Origin of the sequence: Pseudomonas sp. AG1028, assembly GCF_007993955.1 — a bacterium.
Classification (GTDB): Bacteria; Pseudomonadota; Gammaproteobacteria; order Pseudomonadales; family Pseudomonadaceae; genus Aquipseudomonas; species Aquipseudomonas straminea.
Genome location: NZ_VIVP01000002.1, coordinates 143,052 through 165,999, shown reverse-complemented (window position 1 = coordinate 165,999; position 22,948 = coordinate 143,052). Strand labels below are relative to the sequence as shown.

The window sequence follows — 22,948 nt, the reverse complement described above, 5'->3', positions numbered from 1 at the left end:
CATTGGACTGCAACAGCTCGGGCAAAGCCACAGCCGCGGGCATTTTTGTCGACGTGTCGCGCCTTTTCAGTTGAACAGCGGGTTGCCACGCAGGCGCGCCACGGCCAGGTCGACGAAGGCGCGCACCTTGGCCGGCGCCTGACGGCCCTCGGGGTACAGCACGTGGATCGGCAGCGGTGGCTCCTCGAAGCCTTCCAGCACGACCTGCAGCGCGCCCTCCTGCAGCGCCTGGCCGACCTGATAGTGCAGCACCCGGGTCAGCCCCCAGCCGGCCCTGGCGGTGGCGATCGCCGACTCGTTGGTGTTGCATTGCAGCACCGGGTCGACCAGCACTCGCTGGCCCTCGGAGAAGCGCCATTCCGGCGAAGCCCAGGCGCTCTGCGACACGGCGATGCGATGGTGTTTCAAGTCGGCGGGCGTGGTCGGTACGCCGTATTTCCCCAGGTAACACGGCGCCGCGCAGATCACCCGGCGTACCGCGCCGACCTGGATGGCGGTAAAGCCCGAATCCGCCAGGTGTCCGATACGAACCGCCACGTCGATGCCCTCGTCGAGGATATTCACCGGCCGGTCGACGAAAAAGGTGCGCGCGTGCATGCCTGGGTAGGCATCCAGGTAATCGAGCACCAGGGGCAGCACGTGCAGGTGGCCGAACATCGACGCAGCGGTCACCGCCAGGGTGCCGGACGGTTCGGCGTAATGCCCGGCTGCGGCCAGTTCCGCCTCGGCGATATCGGCGAGAATGCGCCGACAATCCTGCAGGTAGCGGCTGCCGGCATCGGTGGTCTTCACCGAACGCGTGGTGCGCACCAGCAGCCGCGCGCCGATCAGGTCCTCGAGGCCGGCGACGATGCGCGTCACCGCCGGCGCGCTCATGTGCATCTGCCGCGCGGTACTGGCAAAGCTGCCCGTCTCCGCGACCTTCACGAATACCCGCATCGCCTGCCAACGATCCATCCACCCGCTCCTCTGCTTTAAGCGTTGGCTGCGCTGGTGGCGCAGCCCAGCGAGTATGCCGTATCCGCGCGTCCTGAGCGGCAATGCGATTCAGGCTGCACGGTCGAGCGCCCACGCAGGAACGCGGGGCGCCATCACCCTACCGGCCATCCACGATCTCGTAGGAAAGGCTTCAGCCTTGAGCTCTTGCGCGTCCTGCCAGCCAAAATCGAGCTTGAAGGCAGCTACGACAAAACGGCGCGCGGGGCTGCCCGAGATTCGCTCCCTACACCGCTCAGAGCGCCAGTTCGAGGCGCTCGTCACTGGCGCCTTGCGGCTGCGCTGGCACTGCACAGCAGATCAGCACTTCATCGTCGCCGTGGGGCGCGCTGGGTTCTTTCAGGTAGCTCACCGCGCCTTTCACCAGGTGCGTCTTGCAGGTGCCACAAGAGCCTTCGCGGCAACTGAACTCCGGTTCCAGGCCGCGAGCCTCGGCCAGTTCCAGCAAGGTGCCGGAGCCCGGTGTCCAGCGCCCCTCCTTCAGCGACTCGGTAAACAGTACCGGCACCGCCTCGGTGGCCGGCGGAGCCGTCACGGCGGCCGCCGCCGGCTGATCGGGGCGACGCACCAGGGACGCCGGCCCGAAGCCTTCGGCATGGATGCGCCCATCGGCGATGTTGTAGCCGCGCAGGCCGTCGTACAGCCCCTGGGTGAAGGCCGGCGGCCCGCACAGGTAGAAGGCGTAATCGTCGAAGGCCAGATAACGGGTCAACAGCGCCATGTCAATGCGCCCGGCGGTGTCGTAATCGACACCCGGCTCGGCGCCACTGCTGTCGCTCAGCACCCGTACCAGCCTGACCGCGCCCTGGGCGGCGGCCACCAGGTCGCCGAGTTCGCGGTCGAAGGCGCGCTCGGCTTTCGAGCGCGCGGCGTAGAACAATGTGACCGGCCTGATCCGCTGCCGGCGCCAGCCTTCGTAGACCACATGGCGCAGCATCGCCAGCATCGGCGTGATGCCGATGCCACCGGCCAGCAGCACCAGCGGGCGCTCCTCCTGCGCATCGAGGGTGAATGCTCCGGCCGGTGCGCGGGCGTCGATCAGATCGCCCTCGCGCAACCCGTCATGGATAAATTGCGACACCCGCCCCTCGCGCTTGACGCTGATCCGGTAAATGCCGTCGGACGGCGCCACCGACAGGGTGTAGGTACGAATCAGCGGCTTCTCGCCCGCGGTCACTCGCAGCCGAATCGGCAGATGCTGGCCGGCCAGGTGCGGCAAGACCCCGGCACCGTCGACCGGCTCCAGATGCAGGGAACGGATCGACCGGGTTTCCTCAACGATGCGCGCAACCCTCATTGGCCGCCACTGCGTGACGTACTGGGCCGCACGTAGCTGATCGGCGGCTTGTTGCCAGTTGCCGGTGAGCAGCGAGCTGTCCGCCCAGCCGTCCTCGCGCAGGGCCCAGCGCAGGGCCATGGCAGCCGGGCGCCGCACGATACGCCGTGGACGGAAGGTCCACAGCCGCTCGGCGCCCTGAAAGGCGCCGATTTCAGGGGATTCGAAGATGACCTCGGCGTCACCGCTCAGTTGCAGCACGCCGCCCGTGGCGAAATCCACGAACAGCAGACCGGCCTTGCCGTTGAGCACGATGTTGCCGAGGGTGGAAAAGAACAGGTTGCCGTTGAAGTCCGGGATGGTCAGGGTGCCGTCGGCATCGATGCGCACGAAGCCGGTGTTGCCGCCACGGTGCGAGACGTCCACCTGGCGCTGCCCGTCGACATCGGCATAGGTCGCCACGAAAAAGGTGTCGGCGCCTTCGATCACTGCCCGCGCCGCGGCATCCAGCGCCGGCAACTGCTCGACGGTAGCGGCGAACGGCGCCGCCGGATCACGGGCGAAGGTGAAATCGCGCTGCTGGATATAGCGTGGGCAGTTGCCGAAACTCTGTTCGACCGCCACCCGCAGGCCCTTGCCACCCGCCACCACCACGCCGTTCATGCGGTTACGCCGTCGGCTGTGCAGTTCGATGCCCAGGAGGCCCAGCGCGGCGCCCTCGCCCATGCCTTGGGCGACAGGGTCGTCGGCCTGGGGCCGAGCTGCAATGTCCAGCGTGGTGGGCGTCGGCGAGGCCATGAAACCGGCCTGGCCCTCGAGCACGCCGGCCCAGGCATCGCCCTGCCCATCCACGCTGCCCAGCACGATGAACGGCAGCTGGGCGTAGAAATCCCGGTGCTGGTCGGGCATGAAGTCGCGCACCACGCGTTTGCCGACCGCATCCATTCGTTCGGCGACGCCGAGCTTTTCCTGAATGAATGTTTCACCCGAATGCCAGGGTGCGGGGGTTTTCGCGAGATCGGTCATGGCGGTTCTCCCGGAGGCGGTGGTGCGCAGGCTCAAGCGTTGGCGGTCAGCCCGGCAGGCGTCTGGGGAATGGCCACGAAGCCGGGCAGCGCCTCGATGCGCGCCAGGAAGGCCCGGACCTGCTCGTAGGCCGACAGGTCGACGTTGCCTTCCGGCGCCCGCGCCAGGTAGCTGTACAGCGCCACGTCGGCGATGGTCGGGTGGTCGGCGGCCAGCCACTGGCGACCGCTCAGGTGGCGCTCCAGGCGGGCGAGCAGCACGTGGGCACGGGCGATCACTTCCTCGGCATTGAAGTCGGCACCGAACACCGTGATCAGGCGCGCCGCGCACGGGCCGTAAGCCAGTTCGCCGGCGGCCACGGACAACCAACGCTGCACCGCCGCCGCACCAGCGGGGTCTTCCGGCAGCCAGTCGGTGCGCCCGGTCTTCTTGGCCAGGTAAACGAGAATGGCGTTGGAGTCGGCGACCACCACGCCGTCATCTTCCAGCACCGGCACCTGGCCGAAGGGGTTGAGGGCGAGAAATTCAGGCTGCTTGTTGGCTCCGCCGGCCAGGTCGACCTCGACCAGCTCGGGCTTCAGGCCCAGCAGCGAGGCGAACAGAACGGCGCGGTGGGCATGGCCGGACAAGGGGACGTGATGGATTTTCATGGGTCGGATCCTGGTTGACGGTGGGCCGGGGGAAGTCCCGAGCCGTGCAACCAGCTTGCGACCGCAGCGCGTTTTGAGGAATACGCGTTGTCGGCATTACTTTATTGCGATAAGTGGAACAATCCGATTCCGCGTCAGATCGGCAATTGCCCCAGCGCCCAGCGCAACCCGAAGAAGATCACCAATCCGCCGCCGATGGTCGCCAGCAGATGGCGTGTCACCACGGCGATGACGATGGTCGCCAGGCCCGCCAGCAGATAGGCGTTGTCCCAGCTCACGGCCCAGTTGCGTCCGTCCGGCAGGAGCATGGCCGGCACCACGATGGCGGTGAGCACCGCGGTCGGCACGTAATGCAGGGCCTGGCGCACCGCCTGGGGGAAGCGCAGATTGGGAAAGGCAAACAGGCTGTAACGCGTGGCGAAGGTGATCGCCAGCATGCCGAGGATCAGAATCCAGTTTTCCATCAGCAAAGCTCCTCCTGCAGGGGCGCCTGGACGCGTTCGAGCAACACGCCGATCACGATGCCGGCGAAGGCGGCGGCCATCAGCCCGAGTTTGTAGGGCAGGTCGTGAAAGATCAGCGCGACCACCGCCGCCACCAGGGCGGCAGCCACCTGCGGGCGATTGCGCAGCATCGGTACGACGATGCCGACGAAGGTGGCGATCATCGCGAAATCCAGCCCCCAGGCGGCGAGGTTCGGCACCGCCTGGCCGAACAGCAGGCCGATCAGCGTACAACTGACCCAGTTGCCGTACATGGCCAGGCCCGCGCCAAGAAAGTACCAGTGCTTGTTTGGCGAATCGTCGCGCTGGGCGTAGCGCTGCTGCACCACGGCAAAGGCCTCGTCGGTCAGCCAGAAGGCCAGCGGGATGCGCCAGCGCTTGGGCAGGTGGCGCACGAACGGCTGCAGGGTGGCGCTGTACAGCGCATGGCGCAGATTGACCACCAGGGTGGTCAGCCACAGTACCGCCAGGGTGGCGCCGCCGGTGAGCAGGCTGACGGCGATGAACTGCGCCGAGCCGGCGAACACCAGCACCGACATGCCGATGGTCTGCCAGGCATCGAGCCCGGCGGCACCGGCCAGGCTGCCGTAGATGATGCCGAACGGCATGGCGCCGAGCAGCATCGGTAGCATGTCGCGCAGGCCCTGGAAGAATTCTTGGTATCGGGACATCGGCTTATCGCCTGGCTGAAAAGATCGCCTGCGGGCGACCAGAAGCGCATCAGGCTAGCCCAGCCTGCTCTGGCTGTCTTGAACGATCTTGCGCAGTCGTACAGCAGGTAGCCTGGGTTGAGCGCAGCGATACCCAGGATGTGGCAACCAGCAACCTGCTCTCTCCCAATCAGTGTCGATAGGCAAAAACAGCTTCAGCGTAGTACCTGTGGGAGCGCGCCATGCGCGCGAAAAATCGCGGGCATGGCCTAGGCGTCCCCGCCCGATCCCACAGGTGTAATTCGCAGGGAAAGCTGCGGCTGCGCTCAACCGCAGGCTAGGGGCTGCGATGGCAAGCCTTGCGGTATTCACCGGGCCCCACGCCATACACCTGCTTGAACTGTCGCGTCAGGTGGCTTTGGTCGGCGAAGCCCAGTTGCAGCGCCACGCTCAGCGGTGCACAGCCGTCACGCAGCAACGCCCGCGCCTGCTCCAACCGGCGTTGCTGCAGCCAGGCATGGGGCGGCAGGCCGGTGGCGCGGCGAAACACCCGGGCGAAATGGAACGGCGAGAGGTTCACCGCGGCCGCCAGTTCCTCCAGCGATGGCGGCTCGCCCAGGCGCGCGGCCACCAGCTCCTTGGCCAGGCTCACCGCCCGCGGTTCCAGGCCGGCGACGGCCGCCTGCCTGACCCCGGCATGACGCTGGAACAGCATCAGCAGCGTCTCGCGCCATGCCGTCTGCTGGTGCAGCACATTGGCATCGCTGTCGAGCAGGCGGTGCAACTGACCGAAGGCCCGATGCAGTTCGACGTCCTGCAGCACGCTGGCGGCGAACGACGGCAGGCCGCGGTGCGCCAGGCCCAGTTCGTCGAGCACGCCATTGACCTGGGCCGGCGCCGGGTAGAAGGCGCGGTACAACCAACCCTGCTCATGGGCCGACGAGCCGGTGTGCACTTCATCCGGGTTGATCAGCACCATGCTGCCGACCGGCGCCAGGTGATCGGCACCGCGGTGGCGAAAGCGCTGGGCGCCGTGCTCGATCACGGTGAACACGAAACCTTCGTGTACGTGCGGGGTGAAGCGTTGCTTGATGTAGCGCGCCTGCAGCAGCTCCACGCCGGCCAGCGCGGGGCTTTCCCAGAAGCGGATGCGCTCGCCAGAGGGCATGGCTCACACGCCGAAGCGTGCCTCCAGCCCGGCCTTGACCACCGGCCATTCCTGGTCGGTGATGCTGTACAGCACGGTGTCGTCGAGGCGCCCGTCGGCCAGGCGGCGATGGTTGCGCAGCAGCCCTTCGCGAACCGCGCCGAGCTTTTCGATGGCGCGCTGGGAGCGCTGGTTGCTGGCGGCGGTTTTCAGTTGCACGCGAACCATCTGCCAGCTCTCGAAGGCGTGGCGCAGCATCAGGTACTTGATCATGCTGTTCAGGCCCGTGCCGTGCTGGGCCGCGTCCAGCCAGGTCCAGCCGATTTCCACGGCAGGCAGCGTCGGCATGAAGTCGGCGAAACGGGTGGTGCCGACCATCTGATCCCCCAGGCGGATCACGAAGGGCAAGGCGCGCTCCTCGCGCTGATCGTGCAGGGCCTGGCGATACCAGTCCAGGCGCTGGGTGCCGCTCATGTAGAGCAGCTCATCGCGATTGGCTTCGGCCAGGCTGACCAGCGCCGGAATATCGCCATCGAGCAACGGTTCGATGCGCAGGGCACCGCGCTGCAGGGTGATCAATTGCGGCTTGAACATCGGTTTTCTCCAGGTACAACGCTTGCCAGGCGTGTCAGTTTCTCACCGAATAAACGGCCTGTCTGCCAAAAAACGGCAGCGCCCAGCGTGCCGCAAGTACACGGCGGTGCCCCTGCGACCTTGGTCGCGCCTGACGCTGCGCCGCTTTGCTGCGACACTACGCAGGCGTGCCAGGGTACGCTCGCACCATTGCCCTTCTGTTTCATGGAGTCTGCATGTCGCTGTCCAGTTGGCTTATCGCTGCAGTCGCCCTGCTCTATATGGCCGTGCTGTTCGCCATCGCCTTCTACGGTGACCGCCGCCGCAAGCCACTGCCGCCGAAAGTTCGCGCCTGGGTCTACTCGCTGTCGCTGGCGGTGTACTGCACCAGCTGGACCTTCTTCGGCGCCGTCGGCCAGGCGGCCGAGCAACTGTGGTCGTTCCTGCCCATCTACCTGGGGCCGATGCTGCTTCTGCTATTCGCCCCCTGGGTGATCGAGAAGATGGTGCTGATCAGCAAGCAGGAAAACATCACCTCGATCGCCGACTTCATCGCCGCGCGCTACGGCAAGTCACAGTCCCTGGCCATCGTCGTCGCGCTGATCTGCCTGGTCGGCGTGCTGCCCTACATCGCCCTGCAGCTCAAGGGCATCGTGCTCGGCGTGAACCTGCTGATCGGCTCGGAAACCGACGCCGACGGCACCCGCGCCCAGGACACCGCGCTGATCGTCTCGGTGATTCTGGCGCTGTTCACCATCGTTTTCGGCACCCGCAACCTGGACGTTACCGAACACCACCGCGGCATGGTGCTGGCCATCGCTTTCGAGTCGCTGGTCAAGCTGCTGGCCTTCATCGCCGTCGGCGCCTTCGTCACCTACGGGCTGTTCAATGGTTTCGGCGACCTGTTCAGCCAGGCGCAGCGCAGCCGCGAGCTGGAGGCGTACTGGGCCGAGGCGGTGAACTGGCCGGCGATGCTGGTGCAGACCGGCATGGCGATGATCGCCATCGTCTGCCTGCCGCGGCAGTTCCACGTCACCGTGGTGGAAAACACCGACCCGCGTGACCTGCGCCTGGCGCGCTGGGTGTTCCCGCTGTACCTGCTGCTGGCCGCGCTGTTCGTGATTCCCATCGCCCTGGCCGGGCAGATGCTGCTGCCGGGCGGGGTGAGCCCGGACTCCTTCGTGATCAGCCTGCCGCTCGCCGAAGCCCACCCGGCGCTGGCGCTGCTGGCCTTTATCGGTGGCGCCTCAGCGGCCACCGGCATGGTGATCGTCGCGTCGGTGGCACTGTCGACGATGATCTCCAACGACATGCTGCTGCCCTGGCTGCTGCACCGCAAAAGCACCGAGCGGCCGTTCGAGGCCTTCCGCCACTGGATGCTCACGGCGCGAAGGGTCAGCATCGTGCTGATCCTGCTGCTGGCCTACGTGTGCTATCGCCTGCTCGGCACCAACGCCAGCCTGGCGACCATCGGGCAGATCTCCTTCGCCGCCATCGGCCAACTGGCACCGGCGATGTTCGGCGCCCTGGTGTGGAAGCAGGCCAACCGTCGCGGCGTGTTCGCCGGGCTGATCACCGGCGCGACGCTGTGGATCTACACCCTGGTGCTGCCGGTGCTGGCCCGCGGCCTGGGCTGGCCGCTGGACATCTTCCCCGGCCTGCGCACCCTCCTCTACGCGCCGATCGGTTTCGAGGTCGACGCCCTGACCCGCGGCGTGGTGCTGTCGCTGGCCGGCAACCTGACGCTGTTCGCCTGGGTATCGTTCTTCTCGCGCACCCGTGTGTCCGAGCACTGGCAGGCCGGGCGCTTCGTCAACCACGACTTCGGCAACAAACAGGGCGGCCGCGGCGCCCTGGCGGTGCAGGTCAACGACCTGCTGCTGCTCGCCGGCCGTTTCGTCGGCGAAGAACGCGCGCTGGAAAGCTTCAGCCACTTCGCCCGTCGCCAGGGCAAGGCCTTCAACTCGGCGCAACCGGCCAACAGCGAATGGATCGCCCACACCGAGCGCCTGCTCGCCGGCGTGCTCGGCGCCTCCTCGACCCGCGCGGTGGTCAAGGCGGCCATCGAAGGCCGCGACATGCAGGTCGAGGACGTGGTGCGCATCGTCGACGAAGCCAGCGAGGTGCTGCAGTTCAACCGCGCACTGCTGCAGGGCGCCATCGAGAACATCAGCCAGGGCATCAGCGTGGTTGACCAGTCTCTGCGTCTGGTGGCCTGGAACCAGCGCTACCTGGAAATCTTCGAGTACCCGGACGGGCTGATCTGCGTCGGCCGGCCGATCGCCGAGATCATCCGCTTCAACGCCGAGCGCGGCATGCTCGGCAGCGCTGACGTCGAGGAAAGCGTCGCCAAGCGCCTGTACTGGATGCGCCAGGGCACCGCCCACAGCTACGAGCGGGTGTTTCCCAATGGGCGCGTCATCGAGCTGATCGGCAACCCCATGCCCGGCGGCGGCTTCGTCATGAGCTTCACTGACATCACCGAATTCCGCGAAGCCGAGCGCGCCCTCAAGGCCGCTAACGAAGGCCTCGAACAGCGCGTCGCCGAGCGCACCCATGAACTGTCGCAACTGAACAAGGCGCTGACCGCCGCCACCGGCGTGGCCGAAGCGGCCAATGCCTCGAAGACCCGCTTTCTCGCCGCAGTCAGCCATGACCTGATGCAACCGCTGAACGCTGCCCGGCTGTTCTCCGCCGCCCTCTCCCACCAGGAAGAAGCGCTGCCCCACGAGGCTCAGGAGCTGGTGCGCCACCTGGACAGCTCGTTGCGCTCGGCCGAGGATCTGATCAGCGACCTGCTGGACATCTCGCGCCTGGAGAACGGCCGCATCACCCCGGACCGCAATGCCTTCGCCCTCAACAGCCTGTTCGACACCCTGGGCGCCGAATTCCGCGTGCTGGCCGCCGAGCATGGCGTGGATTTCCACATGCAGGGCAGCAAACTGCGAGTAGACAGCGACAGCAAGCTGCTGCGCCGCGTGCTGCAGAACTTCCTCACCAACGCCTTCCGCTACGCCAAGGGCCGTGTGCTGCTCGGCGTGCGCCGCCAGGGCGCGAATCTGCGCCTGGAGGTCTGGGATCGCGGCCCGGGCATTCCCGAAGACAAAAGGCAGACCATCTTCGAGGAATTCAAACGCCTGGACAGCCACCAGACCCGCGCCGAAAAAGGCCTGGGCCTGGGCCTGGCGATCGCCGACGGGCTGTGCCGCGTGCTCGGCCACAGCCTGGAAGTGCGTTCCTGGCCCGGCAAAGGCAGCGTGTTCAGCGTCACCGTGCCGATCGCTCGCCACCAGGCGCCAGCGGCCCAGCGGGCGCGACCGGAAAGCAGCGGCCAACTGCTCACCGGCACCCAGGTGCTGTGCATCGACAACGAGGAAAGCATTCTTACCGGCATGCACAGCCTGCTCTCGCGCTGGGGCTGCCAGGTCTGGTCGGCGCGCACCCGCGCCGAATGCGAGCAGCTGCTCGACGAGGACGTACGCCCGCACCTGGCCCTGGTCGACTATCACCTGGACGAAGGCGACACCGGCACCGAGCTGATGGCCTGGCTGCGCACCCGCCTGGGCGAGCCGGTGCCCGGCGTGGTGATCAGCGCCGACGGCCGCCCCGAACTGATCGCCCAGGTGCACGCCGCCGGCCTGGATTTTCTGCCCAAGCCGGTGAAGCCAGCGGCGCTGCGGGCGTTGATCAGCCGGCATTTGCCGTTGCAGTAGAGCGGCAGGATAGCGATGCACTACCTGTGAGAACTGACGGGGCGCCCGCGTCCATCGAGCTCGTAGCCGGATCTTGCAAAGCCGTGCATTTCCTGCGAAAAACGCGGCCTTCTGCACTCTCGGAACCCCAGCAATGAGCGACGAACTACGTATCGAAGATATCCACCCGGGCGATGGCAAGGCGGTGGTCAAAGGCGCGCTGATCACCACCCAGTACCGCGGCTGGCTGGAGGACGGCACCGAGTTCGACTCGTCCTATTCGCGCGGCAAGCCGTTCCAGTGCGTGATAGGCACCGGACGTGTGATCAAAGGTTGGGATCAGGGCCTAATGGGCATGCAGGTCGGTGGCAAGCGCCGGTTGTTCGTGCCGGCGCACCTGGCCTATGGCGAGCGCTCGGTAGGCGCGATAACGCCAAACTCCAACCTGAACTTCGAAATCGAATTGCTGGAAGTGCTGACGCGCGACGACTGAGCCGCAACATCAGCGCCCGGCTCAGTCCGGCTCCAGCTCATCCAGCGGCAACCCGGCTGCCCGCTCGAGCAGCTCGGGCGGCAGGCTCTTGCTGGCCCGGGCGCCAAGCAGCTTGAGGTTCTCGGCGCGGCTGATCAGGTTGCCGCGCCCGTCCACCAGCTTGTTGCGCGCGCCGGAATAGGCCTTGTCGAGCTGTTGCAGGCGCATGCCCACTTCGTCCAGATCCTGGATGAAGGCCACGAACTTGTCGTACAGCGCCCCTGCCCGCTCGGCGATTTCCCGAGCGTTCTGACTCTGCCGTTCCTGGCGCCACAGGCTGTCGATCACCCGCAGGGTCGCCAGCAGCGTGGTCGGGCTGACGATCACGATGTGCTGGTCGAAGGCTTCCTGGAACAGCCCCGGATCAGCCTGCAAAGCCGCTGCGAATGCGGCCTCGATCGGCACGAAAAGCAGCACGAAATCCAGGCTGTGCAGCCCGTCGAGGTGCTGGTAGTCCTTGAGCGACAGGCCCTTGAGGTGGCTGCGCAGCGAAAGTACATGCTGTTTCAGCGCCACCTGCCGCGCCGCTTCCTCGCTGGCCGACACGTACTGCTGATAAGCGGTGAGGCTGACCTTGGCATCGACCACTACCTGCTTGTCGCCCGGCAGCTGGATCAGCACGTCCGGCTGAAAACGCTCGCCCTCGGCACTCTTCAGGCTGACCTGGGTGTGGTACTCGCGGCCCTTCTGCAGGCCGGCATGTTCGAGCACCCGCTCGAGCACCAGCTCGCCCCAGTTGCCCTGGGTCTTCTGGCCCTTGAGCGCCTGGGTAAGGTTCATCGCCTCCTCGCTCAGGCGCTGGTTGAGGCCCTGCAAGCGCTCCAGCTCCTTGCCCAGAGAAAAGCGCTCGCGGGCCTCCTGCTGGTAGCTCTCCTCGACGCGCTTCTCGAAGGCCTGGATGCGCTCCTTGAGCGGGTCGAGCAGTTGCCCCAGGCGCTGCTGGCTGGTCTCCGAGAAACGTTGCTCGCGCTCGTCGAAGATCTTGCCGGCCAGCTCGGCGAACTGCGCGCGCAGGACATCGCGGGCGCCCTGCAGATCCTCCAGGCGCTGCTGATGGTTTTCCTGCTGCTCGTGCAGCTCGGCGGCCAACCCGGCCCGCTCGCTGTCAAGGCGGCGCAGCTCGGCTTCCTGACGCTCGCGCAGCGCCTGGGCGCCCTCGAGCTGCTCGCGGGCCAGCTGCAAATCGTTCTGCAGCAGATGCGTTTCGCGGCGCAGGGCCGCCAGCTCGGCCTGCTGATCAGCCTTGATCTCGAGGATCTCGGCAAGCTCGTCGCGGCAGTTGTCCAGCTGCGCGCTGAGGCCGGCCTGGGCGAGCTGCGCTGCATTCATGCGTTCCTGAGCGAGTCCCGCCTGCAGGCGCATCTCCTCGGCCTGACGCAAGGCGGCGGCCATGCGCAGCCATAACGGAACAGCGACCAGCAGCGCGCCGACCAGAACGGCTGGCAACAGGGTCAGGAGATCGAAAGGCATAAAGGCATCCAGGCGAGACTGCCGAGCAGTATAACCGCGCGGGCGACTTGACAGCGGTTACAAGCGCTGCAGCAAATCCCGCGCCTCGTCATGCCCCTGCAGCGCTGCCAGCTCCAGCCAATGCCGGGCCTGCTCGGGCTCAAGAGTCCGCGGTTGGCAATACAGGCGGCCCAGCTCCAACTGCGCGCGCCCATCACCGGCACGCGCTGCCTGGCGCAGCAGCTCGACACCGATGCGCCGGTCGCGGGTATTGCCGCACTCGCGGCAGAGCATCTGGCCCAGTCGACTTTGCGCCTGAACAACCCCCTGACGCGCAGGCTGCTTGAGCAGACGGCCGGCAATGTGTTTCACGCTGGGCGCGTCGGCCAGCCTCGGACTGTCGAGCAGCCAGGTGGCGACACGAACGGGAACCTGGGTACGCACTGGAAGGGTGTGGAATTGGCTGCGGGGTAAAACGCGGGGCATAAGACTAAAGCAGGGGTTCGGAACAGGCGCGCCACTTTACTCTTTTTTATTCACAGGTAAAGCCCTGGCCCGTGGCAGAGCGGCTGCGCGCGATAATCCACAGAAGCTGTGGATAACTTTGTGAATATGGTGGGCGAAATACCTCCTAACACCCATGAAATGGGCCTTGCGCTCAAACTGCTCATTTTTTCACCACCTCAAAAAAGTCTATATTTTTCATAAACTTATGTTTACACCTACGCTATTACCGAGGTTTTGACAAGAGGCAAGATGCAGCTTGACAAGCTGCTTCGCGATTGTGCACAAGTCCCGCGGCGAGGCCTGAAAAATGCCCTGTTGCGGGGCGAAATCAGTCTTGACAAGGCGGCACGCCACGACGGGCGCGGCATGCAGACCGTGCACCAAATCCGCCCCTGTCATCGGCATGCCACAAAAGTGTGAAGCACCAATCAGGCGCGTCCGGTTTGGCAGCCTCGATCACTTCGGGTTACCGTCGCAGATTGATCCGTTCAGGGACCCACGCCCATGCTCAGCCGCCGCATCTGGCTGCGACTGTCCGTCACACTCGCCGTGCTGCTGATGCTGGTCGTCGGCCTTTATCTGGGCAGCCGCTATCTGCTGCAGCGCAGCGGCATCGAAACCTTCGACTGGCGCGGTGCATCGCTGTCGGGCGAAGGTTTGCGGGTCGACGGCCTGACGCTGCGCCAACGCAGCACTGCCGGCATCTTGGAACTGCAGGGTAACAGTATCGACCTGGCCTGGCGCGACTTCGGCTTCAGCCTGCCGTTTTGGCAGCACGTCGCTATCGACCGTTTGTCGCTGCAGTGGCGACCGGCAACAGTAGAAGAGCAGACCGAGCCCGCATCGAGCGACCTCGACGTGCAGCAACTGGCCGCGCCGCTGGCCCTGCTGCCGCGCAGCCTGACCATCGCCAACCTCACGGCTACCCTGCCCTGCGCCCGCGGCCAGTGCGTCGCCACCGGCAATCTGGCTATGCAGCGCAGCGAGGCTGAGCGCATCGCCCTGCGTTTGAATCTCGACCAGCAGACGCAGATCATCGGCGCCGCCCTCGACCTCAAGCCAGGCACCGATACGCTCGACCTGAAGTTGACGCTGGCGGTGGACCATCAACCGCAAACCACCTTGATCAGTCACCTGGAGCAACGTGGTGAAGGCCTGGCCTGGAACGGCGAGCTTAAGGCTACCGACCTCACCCAGGCCGCCACGCTGCAGCGCCTGTTGAGCGCCTGGGCACTGCCCGAGGGCAAGCAGTGGCCAGCGGCGCCCGGCGAAGCCAGTCTGGCAGGCGCGTGGCAACTGAACTTGCCGCGCCGCGAACTGGATGTGAACAACCTGCTGGCTGCCACTGGCCAGTTCGATCTGCACGGCAATCTGCCGCAGCCCTGGCCAATGCCCGGCGTCGGCTTGCTGCAGGGTCAGCTGGCCCTGGCGGCCCATAATGAAGGCCAGCAGTGGATCGCCAGGCGCGTCGCAGCCGACCTGCAACTCAGCGAGCCGAACCCCGACTGGCTGGAGGCGCTGCCGCCGGAGCTGCGCAGCGAGTCCCTGCACCTGCAGGTCCAGGCCGATAAAACGCTCGACAATCTGCGCCCCGAGCTGGCCGAGCGCAGCCTGCCCTTGCAAATAAAGGCTGCACTGCGTGGCGCTACCCGCCTGGATCTGCAAGGCCGCGTCGCAGTCGCCAGTTCCGCACCCTGGGCGGTGCAGTTCGCCGATGCTCATCTGGCCACGCGTACTGCCAAGGTCGATCAGGCCGGCTGGCAAGCGACCGAGCTGAGCAGCGATCTGCAACTGGCCGGTTACGCCGACGGCAACGCACTCGAGCTGAACGTCGGCAAAGGTTCCGCGCTACAGGCCGCTAGCCTGAAAGGCGCCGCATTGAGCGCGCAGAAGCTGCAGGCGGGTATTGGCGGCAGCACGTTAAAGCTGACGCTGCAGGACGGCGCCCTGCAAGGCTGGCAATTCAACGGCCCGCTGAACCTGAGCACCACGCGCCTGCAGCAGGCCAACCTAAAGCCCCAGGGCTGGCGATTGCAAGGGCAGTTGGCCGTCGCCGACGGGGCCGGCACCCTGCCGGGCAAACTGAGCAACGACAGCGAGCTGCAACTCGACCTCACTGCCAGCCTCGACGCGAAACACAACCTGCAACTCAAGGCCACCCTGGGCGAGCTGTTCCTGCGCTCCGGCAACCCGCTGGCCAAGACCCTGGTGCAGTGGCCCGAACTGCTCGACCTCGACAGCGGCCGCCTGAATGCCGATGCCAACCTGACGCTGGCCGCTGGCAGCAGCGCGCCAAGCCTCGACCTGGACCTGACCAGCAAGGGCCTCGGCGGCATCTATGACCGCTCCGAACTAAGCGGCCTGGACGCGCGCGCGCAGTTCAAGCTGGCGCACCAGCGTTTCGAGCTGTACATCCCCGAACTGAAGCTGCAGCAGGCCAACCCCGGCCTGCCCATTGGCCCACTCGAAGCCCGCGCCCGCTATAGCGCGCCGCTGGCAGATACCGGCAGGGGCCAGTTGGAAGTTAACCTGGCGCGCACCGCGCTGATGGGCGGTGAGGTCACCCTGACGCCAGGCACCTGGAACCTGGGCGCGGCCAATCCAGCGTTTCCCATCCAGATTCGCGGCCTGGAACTCCAGCAGCTATTCGCCCTCTACCCCGCTGAAGGCCTGGCTGGCAGTGGCACTCTGGACGGCGATCTACCATTACGCTTGGGCGAGAACGGCATCGAGATCGAGCAAGGTCACGTCGCCGCCCGCCAGCCCGGCGGCTACCTGAAGTTCAGCTCCGAAAAGATCAAGGCCCTGGGCCGCAGCAACCCAGCGATGCAGTTGGTGACGCAATCGCTGGAGGACTTCCGGTTCACCACCCTGAACAGCGCGGTCGACTATGATCAGCACGGCATACTGACCCTGGGCATGCGTCTGGAAGGCCAGAACCCGGCCATCGAGAACGGCCGCCCGATTCACTTCAACATCAACCTGGAGGAAGACATCCCTACCCTGCTCGCCAGCCTGCAGCTGACCGACCGGGTCAACGACATCATCACACGGCGCGTGCAGCAGCGAATGCTGCAGCGCAATACCGCCCCCAAGGAGCCTTGACGAGGAGAAGCGCCATGCGCTTGCGTAGTTGCATCACCGCCCTGCTGCTGGGGCTGCTGACCACAGCCTGTACCCCGACGGTACAACTGGCGATGCCCAACGAGCCGATCAACATCAACCTGAATGTGAAGATCGAGCACGAGATCTATATCAAGGTGGATAAGGCGCTGGACAGCATGTTCAGTGAATCCAGCGGACTGTTCTGAGGAGCCACGCATGAATCTGATCAAACCTTTCGCCGGCCTGTTGCTGCTGTTCAGCCTGAGCCTGCCGGCCCACGCCATCAGCCTCAACGAGGCGATGTCCGCCCTGGGTGACGCCAAGGCCAGCGGCCAGCTCGGCGAAATGCCCAACGGCTACCTCGGCGTGGTCAAGGCCGGTGGCCAGGCCGATGAGATCGCCAGGCAGATCAACGCCGCACGCCGCGCCGAGTACCAGAAGCTCGCCCAGCAGAACGGCATCCAGCTCAGCGACGTGGAGACCATCGCTGGCCAGAAGGCCATCGACAGAACCCCCGCTGGCCAATACATCCAGCAACAGGGCCAGTGGCGCCGCAAGTGACGCTGCAGAGCGCTCGCCGCACGGTGCGAGCGCTTTCTCAATTTCAATAAAAAAATCCCGCAGCCCGCGTCAGCTCTGGCCTGACGCGGAACTCGGTTACCGGCGCCCAGTCTCACCTCCAGCTATCGCCACCGATCAGAGGACGACCGAGATGAGCCTTATCGACTGCCCCGAATGCCAACACCGCATCTCCGACAAGGCTCATGCCTGCCCACAGTGCGGCAACCCGATGCAAGCGCAGCCCGGCAATCGCTGGCTCACCGAGAAGAACGTCGGTCAGGTGGCCGGCGCCACCACCGCCTGGCTCACCGCCCCGTGGATCGCCCGCATGGTGTTTGGCGTGGTGGCGATGATCTGCATCACCGTGATCATCGTCGCCAGTTGAGCAGCGCTCAGGGGCGGCGAAGCAGCCGCGCCACGTCCCTGGCGGCCACATCGATGGCCGCTTCGTCGTAGGCCGCGAAGCCCATCACCAGCCCTGGCGCCTGGGGCTGCACGCAATAGCGCTGCAGGGGCATCACGTCGATGCCCGCCTCGGCCAGGCGCGCCTGGGCATCACCCTCCTCCATGCCGTGCAGCCGGCACACCACATCCAGGCCGGCGCGAATCGGCGGCACCTCGATCATCCCCTGCCAATGCCGCTCGGCGGCCTCTGAAAATGCCTCGGCCCGTGCGGCGTAGAGCTTGCGCATGCGCCGCAGGTGGCGGTCGAAGTGGCCCTGACCGATGAAATCCGCCAGTACCGCCTGGGCCAGGCTGTTGGCATGCCGCGCGGTCAACGACACCAGGCGCGTGAAGCCTTCCACCAGTTGCGGCGGCAGCACCACGTAGGCCATGCGCAGGGACGGAAACAGCAGCTTGCTGAAGGTGCCGGCGAGAATCACCGACGCATCGGCCCCGGCCATGCTGCGCAGCGCCGGGATGGGCTTGGCGACGAAACGGTACTCGCTGTCGTAGTCATCCTCGAAGATGTAGCTGCCCTGCTCGCTGGCCCAGCGCAGCAGCGCCAGGCGCCGCGCTGGCGACAGCTCGCCGCCCAGCGGGGCCTGGTGCGAGGGCGTGACGTAGGCCAACCGCGCATCCGGCGCCAGACCCAGGGCCGTGTCGACCTGCAGGCCTTCGCGGTCGACCGGCACATCGACCACCGCCACGCCGCTGGCCTTCATCAGTTGCCGGGCGCCGGGGTAGCCGGGGTCTTCCATCCATACACGTTCACCTGGCGCCACCAGCAGGCGCAAAGTCAGGTCCATTGCCTGCTGCACGCTGCCGAGGATCACGATGCGCTCGGCGCCGGCCTGCACGCCCCGGGCAATCGCCAGGTATTGAGCGATGGCAGTGCGCAAAGCAGGCAGGCCGGCGGGGTCGGCATCAAGCATGTCCAGCAGGCGTGAGGAGCGCAGATGAGCAGTGTGCAGTTTGCGCCACAGATCGATAGGGAATGCCAGCACGTCCCCCCGGTGCGGGAAGAACGGCCGCAAGCCGCGCTGGGTAGCGCCACTCATGAACACCGGCTTTTCCGCCTGCAAGCGCTGCGACCACGCCGTATCCGGCGCGGCCCGCGGCTGTTCGACGGGCGCCTGGGCCCGGCGCCCGGCAGCGCCGGCGTTGAGCGTGGCATCCGGCAGCACCGTGCATACCCGCGTGCCATAGCCGCTCTCGGTATCCAGATAACCTTCGGACTGCAGTTGCTGATAGGCCGCCTGCACGGTACCGCGGGCCATGCCGTAGTGCTCGGCCAGGGCGCGGGTGCTGGGCACTTGGCTACCCGACGGCAGGCGACTGCTGAGAATCGCCTCGCGCAACGCGCCATACAGCCAGCCCTGCAGGCTCTCACCAGGCTGCGGTGCACCAAGTGGCAGCGAAACAACCAGGGGGCCCGCTTTTCTGTTCGCCATCACCGCCTCACTTGGACCAATCAATTGACGTTTTATGGATCATTACGCTGATCCGATTCAAGCAGTAATCGCTCCACCAGCCGCCTGGCCTAACGATCGGGCCGAGATCGGTTGGGCCGGAACCAGCCGCTCAGCACCAGCCCAGGGAATCGACGATCACTCTCTTGCAGCAATCGACGCATCTTGCTCTAATTTGCGACTAATTCTTATTTGCATTTAGGCGCGCAAACGCCTTCGGGTCCGTGCTCTCGATGACGCCTTCCGATAACTCCGCCCTGCACCAGCTGTACGCCAGCCATCGCGGTTGGCTGCAGCAGTTCCTGCGCCGTCGCCTGGGTGACAGCGCCGATGCCGCTGACCTGGTGCAAGACACCTTCGTTCGCCTGCTGCTGCGCCCGCGTCGCTTCGACAGCCACAGCGGCGAACGCTCGTACCTGGCAACCATCGCCCGTGGCCTGAGCATCGATCATTGGCGCCGCAAACAGTTGGAACAGGCCTGGTTGAGCATGCTGGCCAGGCGCCCGGAAGCGCTGCAGCCGTCGCCGGAGCAGGCCGCGCTGATCATCGAAACCCTGCACGAAGTGGACGCCATGCTGCAGCGCCTGCCCGCGCGGGTGCGCCAGGCCTTTCTGCTCGCCCAGCTCGACGGCCTGCCCTATCGCGAGATCGCCGCGCAGCTCGGCGTGTCCGAGCGCATGGTCAAGAAATACCTGGCCCAGGCGCTGCTGCACTGCGCCCTGCTCGAAGCCGAACTCGACGGTCTGCTGGTCGAATGATCAATCCGCGCCCCCACACCCTCAGCCACGCCAGCCTGCAGCAGGCCGCCGACTGGTACGTGCGCCTGCACGACGAACACGCCGATGGCCAGGTTCGCCAGCAATGGCAGCGGTGGCTGGAGCAACACGGCGAACACCGCGACGCCTGGCACTATGTCGAGCGCGTCAGCCAGCGTTTCGGCCAGTTGCAGCAACAGGACGACGGGCAGGCGCTGCGCCGTGCCCTGGCCCAGCCGGGTCGCTCCGGCCTGACCCGGCGCGAGGGTTTGAAGAGCCTGTTGATCGTCGGCGCCGGCAGCCTGGTGGCGTGGAGCGCCTGGCGTCACACGGCCCTGCCGCGCCTGGTCGCTGGCTGGAGCGCCGACTTCGCCACCGGCATCGGCGAGGTGCGCGAAACCCGCCTGGCCGACGGCACTCGCCTGTGGCTCAACGCAGGCAGCGCGGTGGACGCCGACTTCGACGACGCCGTGCGCCTGCTGCACCTGCGCGTCGGCGAAGTGCTGATCGACACCGCCCGCGACTCCCGCCCGTTCTTCATCGCCAGCCGGCACGGCCGCATGCAGGCGTTGGGCACGCGCTTCAGCGTGCGCCAGAGCGATACGCAAACCTGGCTGACGGTGTTCGACGGCACGGTGGAAATCCGCACCGCAGGCAACCAGCGAACCGTGCGCATCCCCGCCGGCCAGCAAGTCACCTTCGACGCCTCGCAGATTGGCGCCGTACAAGCTGCAGCCGGCGCCCGCGAATCATGGACGCGTCATGTGCTGGCTGCCGAAGGCATGCCGCTGGGCCAGTTGCTCGACGAGTTGGGACAATTTCGCCGCGGCCACCTGGGCTGCAACTCGGCGGTCGCCAACCTGCCGGTGATGGGCTATTTCCCGCTGGACGACAGCGAGCAAAGCCTGCGCCTGCTGCAGGCCGCCCTGCCCATTCGCGTGCAGCGGCTGACCGACTGGTGGATAAGCGTCGAGCCGGCCGGGGCCTGAGCGAAATTAATTCGTCGGCGCAGTTCCCTTTTGCAGATCTGGCTCGGTAATCCCTGAGAAGCCAACCGATCAGACCACTCCTGGGGCCACCATGCACTTGCCAGCCGTGCACGCTTTCCACTTCTCCCTGCGACCACTCGCCCTGGCCTTGCCCATGGCGCTGTCCCTCGCCCCGACGCTGCTGATCGCCCTGCCGGCCACCGCGCAGGAAAGCCAGGCGGTGCGCACCTACAGCATCGCGCCAGGGCCGCTGAACAGCGTGCTCAACCAGTTTTCCGCCCAGGCCGGTATCTACCTCGCCGGCCACAACGACCTGGCCAGCGGCAAGACCAGCCCCGGCCTGAACGGCAACTACTCGGTCACCGCCGGGCTCGCCCTGGTGCTGCAGAACTCCGGGCTGGAGGCAGTCGATCAGGGCGGCGGCGGTTATGTACTGCGCCCGCTGCCGGCCAGCGGCGCGCTGGAGCTGGACAGCACCACCGTATCCGGCATCGCCGACGGCAATGCCGAGCTGCCGGGTGAGCCGCTGGCCGGCTACGTGGCCCTGCGCAACAGCAGCGCCACCAAGACCGATACTGCCCTGGTCGATACGCCGCAATCGATCTCGGTGGTCACCCGCGACGAGCTGCGCAATCGCCAGTCGGAGACCCTTTCCCAGGCACTCAGCTACACACCGGGCGTCACCAGCCAGCCGACCAGTTTCAACCGCACGGCGGACCGTTTTCGCATCCGTGGCCTCGATGTCGAGTCCGCCACCGGCGGCTCGCTGCGCGATGGCCTGCGCCTGCAGAACAATTCCTATGACGGCATCCAGGAGCCCTATGGCCTGGAGCGTGTCGAGGTGATTCGCGGCGCGGCCTCGGTACTCTACGGGCAGCTGTCGCCAGGCGGCATGATCAACGGGGTAAGCAAACGGCCGACTCGGGAGCCACAGCACGAACTCAACCTGCAGGTCGGCCAGAACGACCGCAAGCAGCTGTCCGCCGACTTCAGCGGCCCGCTCGGTGACAGCGATACCCTGAGCTACCGCCTGACCCTGCTCAAGCGCGATAGCGGCCCCCCCCAGGATCACATCGACGACGACAGGCTCTACATCGCCCCGGCACTGACCTGGCGCCCGAACGAAGACACCTCCCTGACCCTGTTGTCGTTCTACCAGAAGACCGAAACGGGCTTCTCCGCGCCTCTGCCCTACCAACTGCTCAAGGGCGTGGGCGACGCGGCATACCAGATCGGTCGCCACGACTTCATCGGCGGGCCCGACTACAACGAGATGAACGGCGAGATGTCGACGCTCGGTTACGAGTTCGAGCACCACTTCAGCGAGCAATTGCGCATCAACCACAAGCTGCGTTACTACCAGACCGAAGTGGACTGGAAGTACCTGCAGGTGCGTACCGGCGGTAACGGTCTGACTGCCGCCGTGATCAATCAGGCGGCCACCACGGGCATCCTGCAGCGCCAGTACAGCGACCGCCACGAACGCGCCCGCGGCCTGGCCAGCGACACCAACATCGAGTCGAAATGGCAGCTTGGTGGTGCGGAGCACAGCGTGCTGCTGGGCTTCGATGCCTACGACATGAGCTACGACTCGCACAACTTCCGCGGCGTCGCGCCGGCGCTGGATCTGAGCCGCTACAACTATGGGCAGCCGGTGGTGGTGAACAAGGACCGCAGCCTGGAGCGCGGCTCTCAGATCGACACCCTGCAAAAAGGCGTTTATCTGCAGGATCAGATCAACATCGACGATCGCTGGGTTGCCGTACTCGGCGTGCGCCACGACTGGGCCGACCAAGACCAGAAACAGCATCGCAACGGCGTGCGCACCAGCCAGGACAACGAGGCCACCACCTACCGCGCCGGCCTGGTGTACAAGTTCGATAACGGCCTGGCACCGTACCTGAGCTACAGCGAATCGTTCTTCCCGGTGTCGGTGGCCGTTGCCGGCGGGCAGAGCTTCGTGCCTACCGAAGGCAAGCAATACGAAGCGGGGATTCGCTACCAGCCCGACGGCCGCAACCTGCTGCTCAGTGCCGCGGTTTTCGAGCTGACCCAGCAGAACGTGTTCAAGCAGAACCCTGCCACCAACATCGCCTCGCAGACGGGCGAAGTGCGCTCGCGCGGCTTCGAGGCGGAAGCCAAGGCGGACGTGACAGAGGACCTCAGCCTGGTCGCCTCCTACGCCTATATCGACGCGCGCATCACAAAGAGCGTAATCCCTGGCGAAGTCGGTCAGCGCAGCGAGGACACGCCCTATCACCAGGCGGCGCTGTGGCTGGACTACAACTTCATGCGCCTCAACATGCCGCAGCTCACCGTCGGCGCCGGCGCCCGCTACAAGGGCACCACCCAGGCCTCCGAAATGGACTCGGCGATGCCTGCCTACACCCTGTTCGATGCCATGGTCAGCTACCAGCTCGACGCGAACTGGGACATCAGCCTCAACGCCAATAACCTCACCAACAAGCGATACACCTACTGCGAATTCGCCACCTGCACCTATGGCGACGAGCGCCAACTGGTAACCGCGGTGAACTTCCGCTGGTAGCGAACGCTCAGGTCGGCCGCCCCATAGGCGTCTGGCCTGGTAACCGGCAGTGCAGGCGCTGCCGATTGACGGCCTC

At 66.1% G+C, this 22,948-nt stretch carries 19 protein-coding genes; 9 read left to right on the top strand and 10 right to left on the bottom strand.

Translation table 11 applies throughout. From position 1 onward, the window contains the following. Window positions 1-66 precede the first annotated feature (66 nt). The 7 genes from FB481_RS03720 to FB481_RS03690 all read right to left on the bottom strand — a co-directional run bounded on the left by FB481_RS03720 (window position 67) and on the right by FB481_RS03690 (window position 6,842). Window positions 67-957 (bottom strand): LysR family transcriptional regulator, encoded by an 891-nt coding sequence (locus tag FB481_RS03720; RefSeq protein ID WP_093502201.1) that lies wholly within the window; start codon window positions 955-957, stop codon window positions 67-69. A gap of 274 nt (window positions 958-1,231) precedes the next feature. After that, window positions 1,232-3,298, bottom strand: a complete 2,067-nt coding sequence (locus FB481_RS03715; protein WP_147175122.1) for a pyridoxamine 5'-phosphate oxidase family protein — start codon at window positions 3,296-3,298, stop codon at window positions 1,232-1,234. Window positions 3,299-3,330: 32 nt separating this feature from the next. Next, window positions 3,331-3,948: a glutathione S-transferase family protein gene (locus tag FB481_RS03710; RefSeq protein WP_013792243.1), complete on the bottom strand. Its 618-nt coding sequence runs from the start codon at window positions 3,946-3,948 to the stop codon at window positions 3,331-3,333. A 134-nt stretch (window positions 3,949-4,082) separates the two neighbouring features. Further along, window positions 4,083-4,412 (bottom strand): AzlD domain-containing protein, encoded by a 330-nt coding sequence (locus FB481_RS03705; RefSeq protein ID WP_147175121.1) that lies wholly within the window; start codon window positions 4,410-4,412, stop codon window positions 4,083-4,085. After that, a complete protein-coding gene (locus FB481_RS03700) occupies window positions 4,412-5,122 on the bottom strand; it encodes an AzlC family ABC transporter permease (protein WP_147175120.1) in 711 nt (236 codons plus the stop codon). The genes FB481_RS03705 and FB481_RS03700 overlap by 1 nt, the downstream gene beginning before the upstream one ends. 316 nt (window positions 5,123-5,438) lie before the next feature. Continuing rightward, window positions 5,439-6,269: an AraC family transcriptional regulator gene (locus FB481_RS03695; protein ID WP_147175119.1), complete on the bottom strand. Its 831-nt coding sequence runs from the start codon at window positions 6,267-6,269 to the stop codon at window positions 5,439-5,441. A 3-nt stretch (window positions 6,270-6,272) separates the two neighbouring features. After that, entirely contained in the window at window positions 6,273-6,842 is a 570-nt protein-coding gene (locus FB481_RS03690; RefSeq protein ID WP_147175118.1) for a GNAT family N-acetyltransferase, read from the bottom strand. Between the two features lie 215 nt (window positions 6,843-7,057). On the opposite strand from FB481_RS03690, the gene FB481_RS03685 reads away from it, so the two are divergent. Both FB481_RS03685 and FB481_RS03680 read left to right on the top strand, forming a co-directional pair. Further along, window positions 7,058-10,534 carry a hybrid sensor histidine kinase/response regulator gene (locus FB481_RS03685; RefSeq protein WP_147175117.1) on the top strand — a complete coding sequence of 1,159 codons (3,477 nt, stop codon included), beginning with the start codon at window positions 7,058-7,060 and terminating at the stop codon, window positions 10,532-10,534. A 133-nt stretch (window positions 10,535-10,667) separates the two neighbouring features. After that, window positions 10,668-11,006: an FKBP-type peptidyl-prolyl cis-trans isomerase gene (locus FB481_RS03680; RefSeq protein ID WP_093502215.1), complete on the top strand. Its 339-nt coding sequence runs from the start codon at window positions 10,668-10,670 to the stop codon at window positions 11,004-11,006. A 21-nt stretch (window positions 11,007-11,027) separates the two neighbouring features. Here FB481_RS03680 and rmuC read toward each other — a convergent pair whose 3' ends face one another. Together rmuC and FB481_RS03670 are read right to left on the bottom strand one after the other, a co-directional pair. Further along, window positions 11,028-12,515 (bottom strand): DNA recombination protein RmuC, encoded by a 1,488-nt coding sequence (gene rmuC / locus FB481_RS03675; protein ID WP_147175116.1) that lies wholly within the window; start codon window positions 12,513-12,515, stop codon window positions 11,028-11,030. A gap of 57 nt (window positions 12,516-12,572) precedes the next feature. Further along, window positions 12,573-12,980 (bottom strand): tetratricopeptide repeat protein, encoded by a 408-nt coding sequence (locus FB481_RS03670; protein ID WP_147175115.1) that lies wholly within the window; start codon window positions 12,978-12,980, stop codon window positions 12,573-12,575. Between the two features lie 525 nt (window positions 12,981-13,505). Here FB481_RS03670 and FB481_RS03665 point away from each other — a divergent pair. The 4 genes from FB481_RS03665 (at window position 13,506) to FB481_RS03650 (ending at window position 17,052) form a co-directional block, all read left to right on the top strand. Beyond that, the gene (locus FB481_RS03665) at window positions 13,506-16,106 is read left to right on the top strand and encodes a YdbH domain-containing protein (protein ID WP_147175114.1); all 2,601 of its coding nucleotides are present in this window, start codon (window positions 13,506-13,508) and stop codon (window positions 16,104-16,106) included. A 14-nt stretch (window positions 16,107-16,120) separates the two neighbouring features. Further along, entirely contained in the window at window positions 16,121-16,312 is a 192-nt protein-coding gene (locus FB481_RS03660) for a YnbE family lipoprotein (RefSeq protein WP_013792254.1), read from the top strand. Window positions 16,313-16,322: 10 nt separating this feature from the next. After that, window positions 16,323-16,667, top strand: coding sequence for a YdbL family protein (locus FB481_RS03655; RefSeq protein ID WP_147175113.1), 345 nt, complete (start codon window positions 16,323-16,325; stop codon window positions 16,665-16,667). Between the two features lie 151 nt (window positions 16,668-16,818). Beyond that, on the top strand, window positions 16,819-17,052 hold the full coding sequence (locus FB481_RS03650; RefSeq protein WP_093502225.1) for a zinc-ribbon domain-containing protein: 234 nt from the start codon (window positions 16,819-16,821) through the stop codon (window positions 17,050-17,052). 7 nt (window positions 17,053-17,059) lie between these two features. Here FB481_RS03650 and FB481_RS03645 read toward each other — a convergent pair whose 3' ends face one another. Beyond that, entirely contained in the window at window positions 17,060-18,562 is a 1,503-nt protein-coding gene (locus FB481_RS03645; RefSeq protein WP_147175112.1) for a PLP-dependent aminotransferase family protein, read from the bottom strand. Between the two features lie 251 nt (window positions 18,563-18,813). On the opposite strand from FB481_RS03645, the gene FB481_RS03640 reads away from it, so the two are divergent. From FB481_RS03640 to FB481_RS03630, 3 genes are all read left to right on the top strand, one after another. Continuing rightward, window positions 18,814-19,338 carry a sigma-70 family RNA polymerase sigma factor gene (locus tag FB481_RS03640; protein ID WP_147175111.1) on the top strand — a complete coding sequence of 175 codons (525 nt, stop codon included), beginning with the start codon at window positions 18,814-18,816 and terminating at the stop codon, window positions 19,336-19,338. Further along, window positions 19,335-20,324, top strand: coding sequence for a FecR domain-containing protein (locus FB481_RS03635; protein WP_147175110.1), 990 nt, complete (start codon window positions 19,335-19,337; stop codon window positions 20,322-20,324). The genes FB481_RS03640 and FB481_RS03635 overlap by 4 nt, the downstream gene beginning before the upstream one ends. Before the next feature lie 91 nt (window positions 20,325-20,415). Further along, on the top strand, window positions 20,416-22,872 hold the full coding sequence (locus FB481_RS03630; protein WP_372239530.1) for a TonB-dependent siderophore receptor: 2,457 nt from the start codon (window positions 20,416-20,418) through the stop codon (window positions 22,870-22,872). The last annotated feature ends 76 nt before the right edge of the window (window positions 22,873-22,948 follow it).

What these genes read in the sequence shown, in the direction of transcription:
- FB481_RS03680 (WP_093502215.1), top strand. Translation starts at nt 10,668, where the DNA reads ATGAGCGACGAACTACGTATCGAAGATATCCACCCGGGCGATGGCAAG.
- FB481_RS03645 (WP_147175112.1), bottom strand. Translation starts at nt 18,562, where the DNA reads ATGGCGAACAGAAAAGCGGGCCCCCTGGTTGTTTCGCTGCCACTTGGT.
- FB481_RS03720 (WP_093502201.1), bottom strand. Translation starts at nt 957, where the DNA reads ATGGATCGTTGGCAGGCGATGCGGGTATTCGTGAAGGTCGCGGAGACG.
- FB481_RS03630 (WP_372239530.1), top strand. Translation starts at nt 20,416, where the DNA reads ATGCACTTGCCAGCCGTGCACGCTTTCCACTTCTCCCTGCGACCACTC.
- FB481_RS03685 (WP_147175117.1), top strand. Translation starts at nt 7,058, where the DNA reads ATGTCGCTGTCCAGTTGGCTTATCGCTGCAGTCGCCCTGCTCTATATG.
- FB481_RS03715 (WP_147175122.1), bottom strand. Translation starts at nt 3,298, where the DNA reads ATGACCGATCTCGCGAAAACCCCCGCACCCTGGCATTCGGGTGAAACA.
- FB481_RS03660 (WP_013792254.1), top strand. Translation starts at nt 16,121, where the DNA reads ATGCGCTTGCGTAGTTGCATCACCGCCCTGCTGCTGGGGCTGCTGACC.
- FB481_RS03655 (WP_147175113.1), top strand. Translation starts at nt 16,323, where the DNA reads ATGAATCTGATCAAACCTTTCGCCGGCCTGTTGCTGCTGTTCAGCCTG.
- FB481_RS03635 (WP_147175110.1), top strand. Translation starts at nt 19,335, where the DNA reads ATGATCAATCCGCGCCCCCACACCCTCAGCCACGCCAGCCTGCAGCAG.
- FB481_RS03695 (WP_147175119.1), bottom strand. Translation starts at nt 6,269, where the DNA reads ATGCCCTCTGGCGAGCGCATCCGCTTCTGGGAAAGCCCCGCGCTGGCC.
- FB481_RS03665 (WP_147175114.1), top strand. Translation starts at nt 13,506, where the DNA reads ATGCTCAGCCGCCGCATCTGGCTGCGACTGTCCGTCACACTCGCCGTG.
- FB481_RS03670 (WP_147175115.1), bottom strand. Translation starts at nt 12,980, where the DNA reads ATGCCCCGCGTTTTACCCCGCAGCCAATTCCACACCCTTCCAGTGCGT.
- FB481_RS03700 (WP_147175120.1), bottom strand. Translation starts at nt 5,122, where the DNA reads ATGTCCCGATACCAAGAATTCTTCCAGGGCCTGCGCGACATGCTACCG.
- FB481_RS03690 (WP_147175118.1), bottom strand. Translation starts at nt 6,842, where the DNA reads ATGTTCAAGCCGCAATTGATCACCCTGCAGCGCGGTGCCCTGCGCATC.
- FB481_RS03640 (WP_147175111.1), top strand. Translation starts at nt 18,814, where the DNA reads ATGACGCCTTCCGATAACTCCGCCCTGCACCAGCTGTACGCCAGCCAT.
- rmuC (WP_147175116.1), bottom strand. Translation starts at nt 12,515, where the DNA reads ATGCCTTTCGATCTCCTGACCCTGTTGCCAGCCGTTCTGGTCGGCGCG.
- FB481_RS03650 (WP_093502225.1), top strand. Translation starts at nt 16,819, where the DNA reads ATGAGCCTTATCGACTGCCCCGAATGCCAACACCGCATCTCCGACAAG.
- FB481_RS03710 (WP_013792243.1), bottom strand. Translation starts at nt 3,948, where the DNA reads ATGAAAATCCATCACGTCCCCTTGTCCGGCCATGCCCACCGCGCCGTT.
- FB481_RS03705 (WP_147175121.1), bottom strand. Translation starts at nt 4,412, where the DNA reads ATGGAAAACTGGATTCTGATCCTCGGCATGCTGGCGATCACCTTCGCC.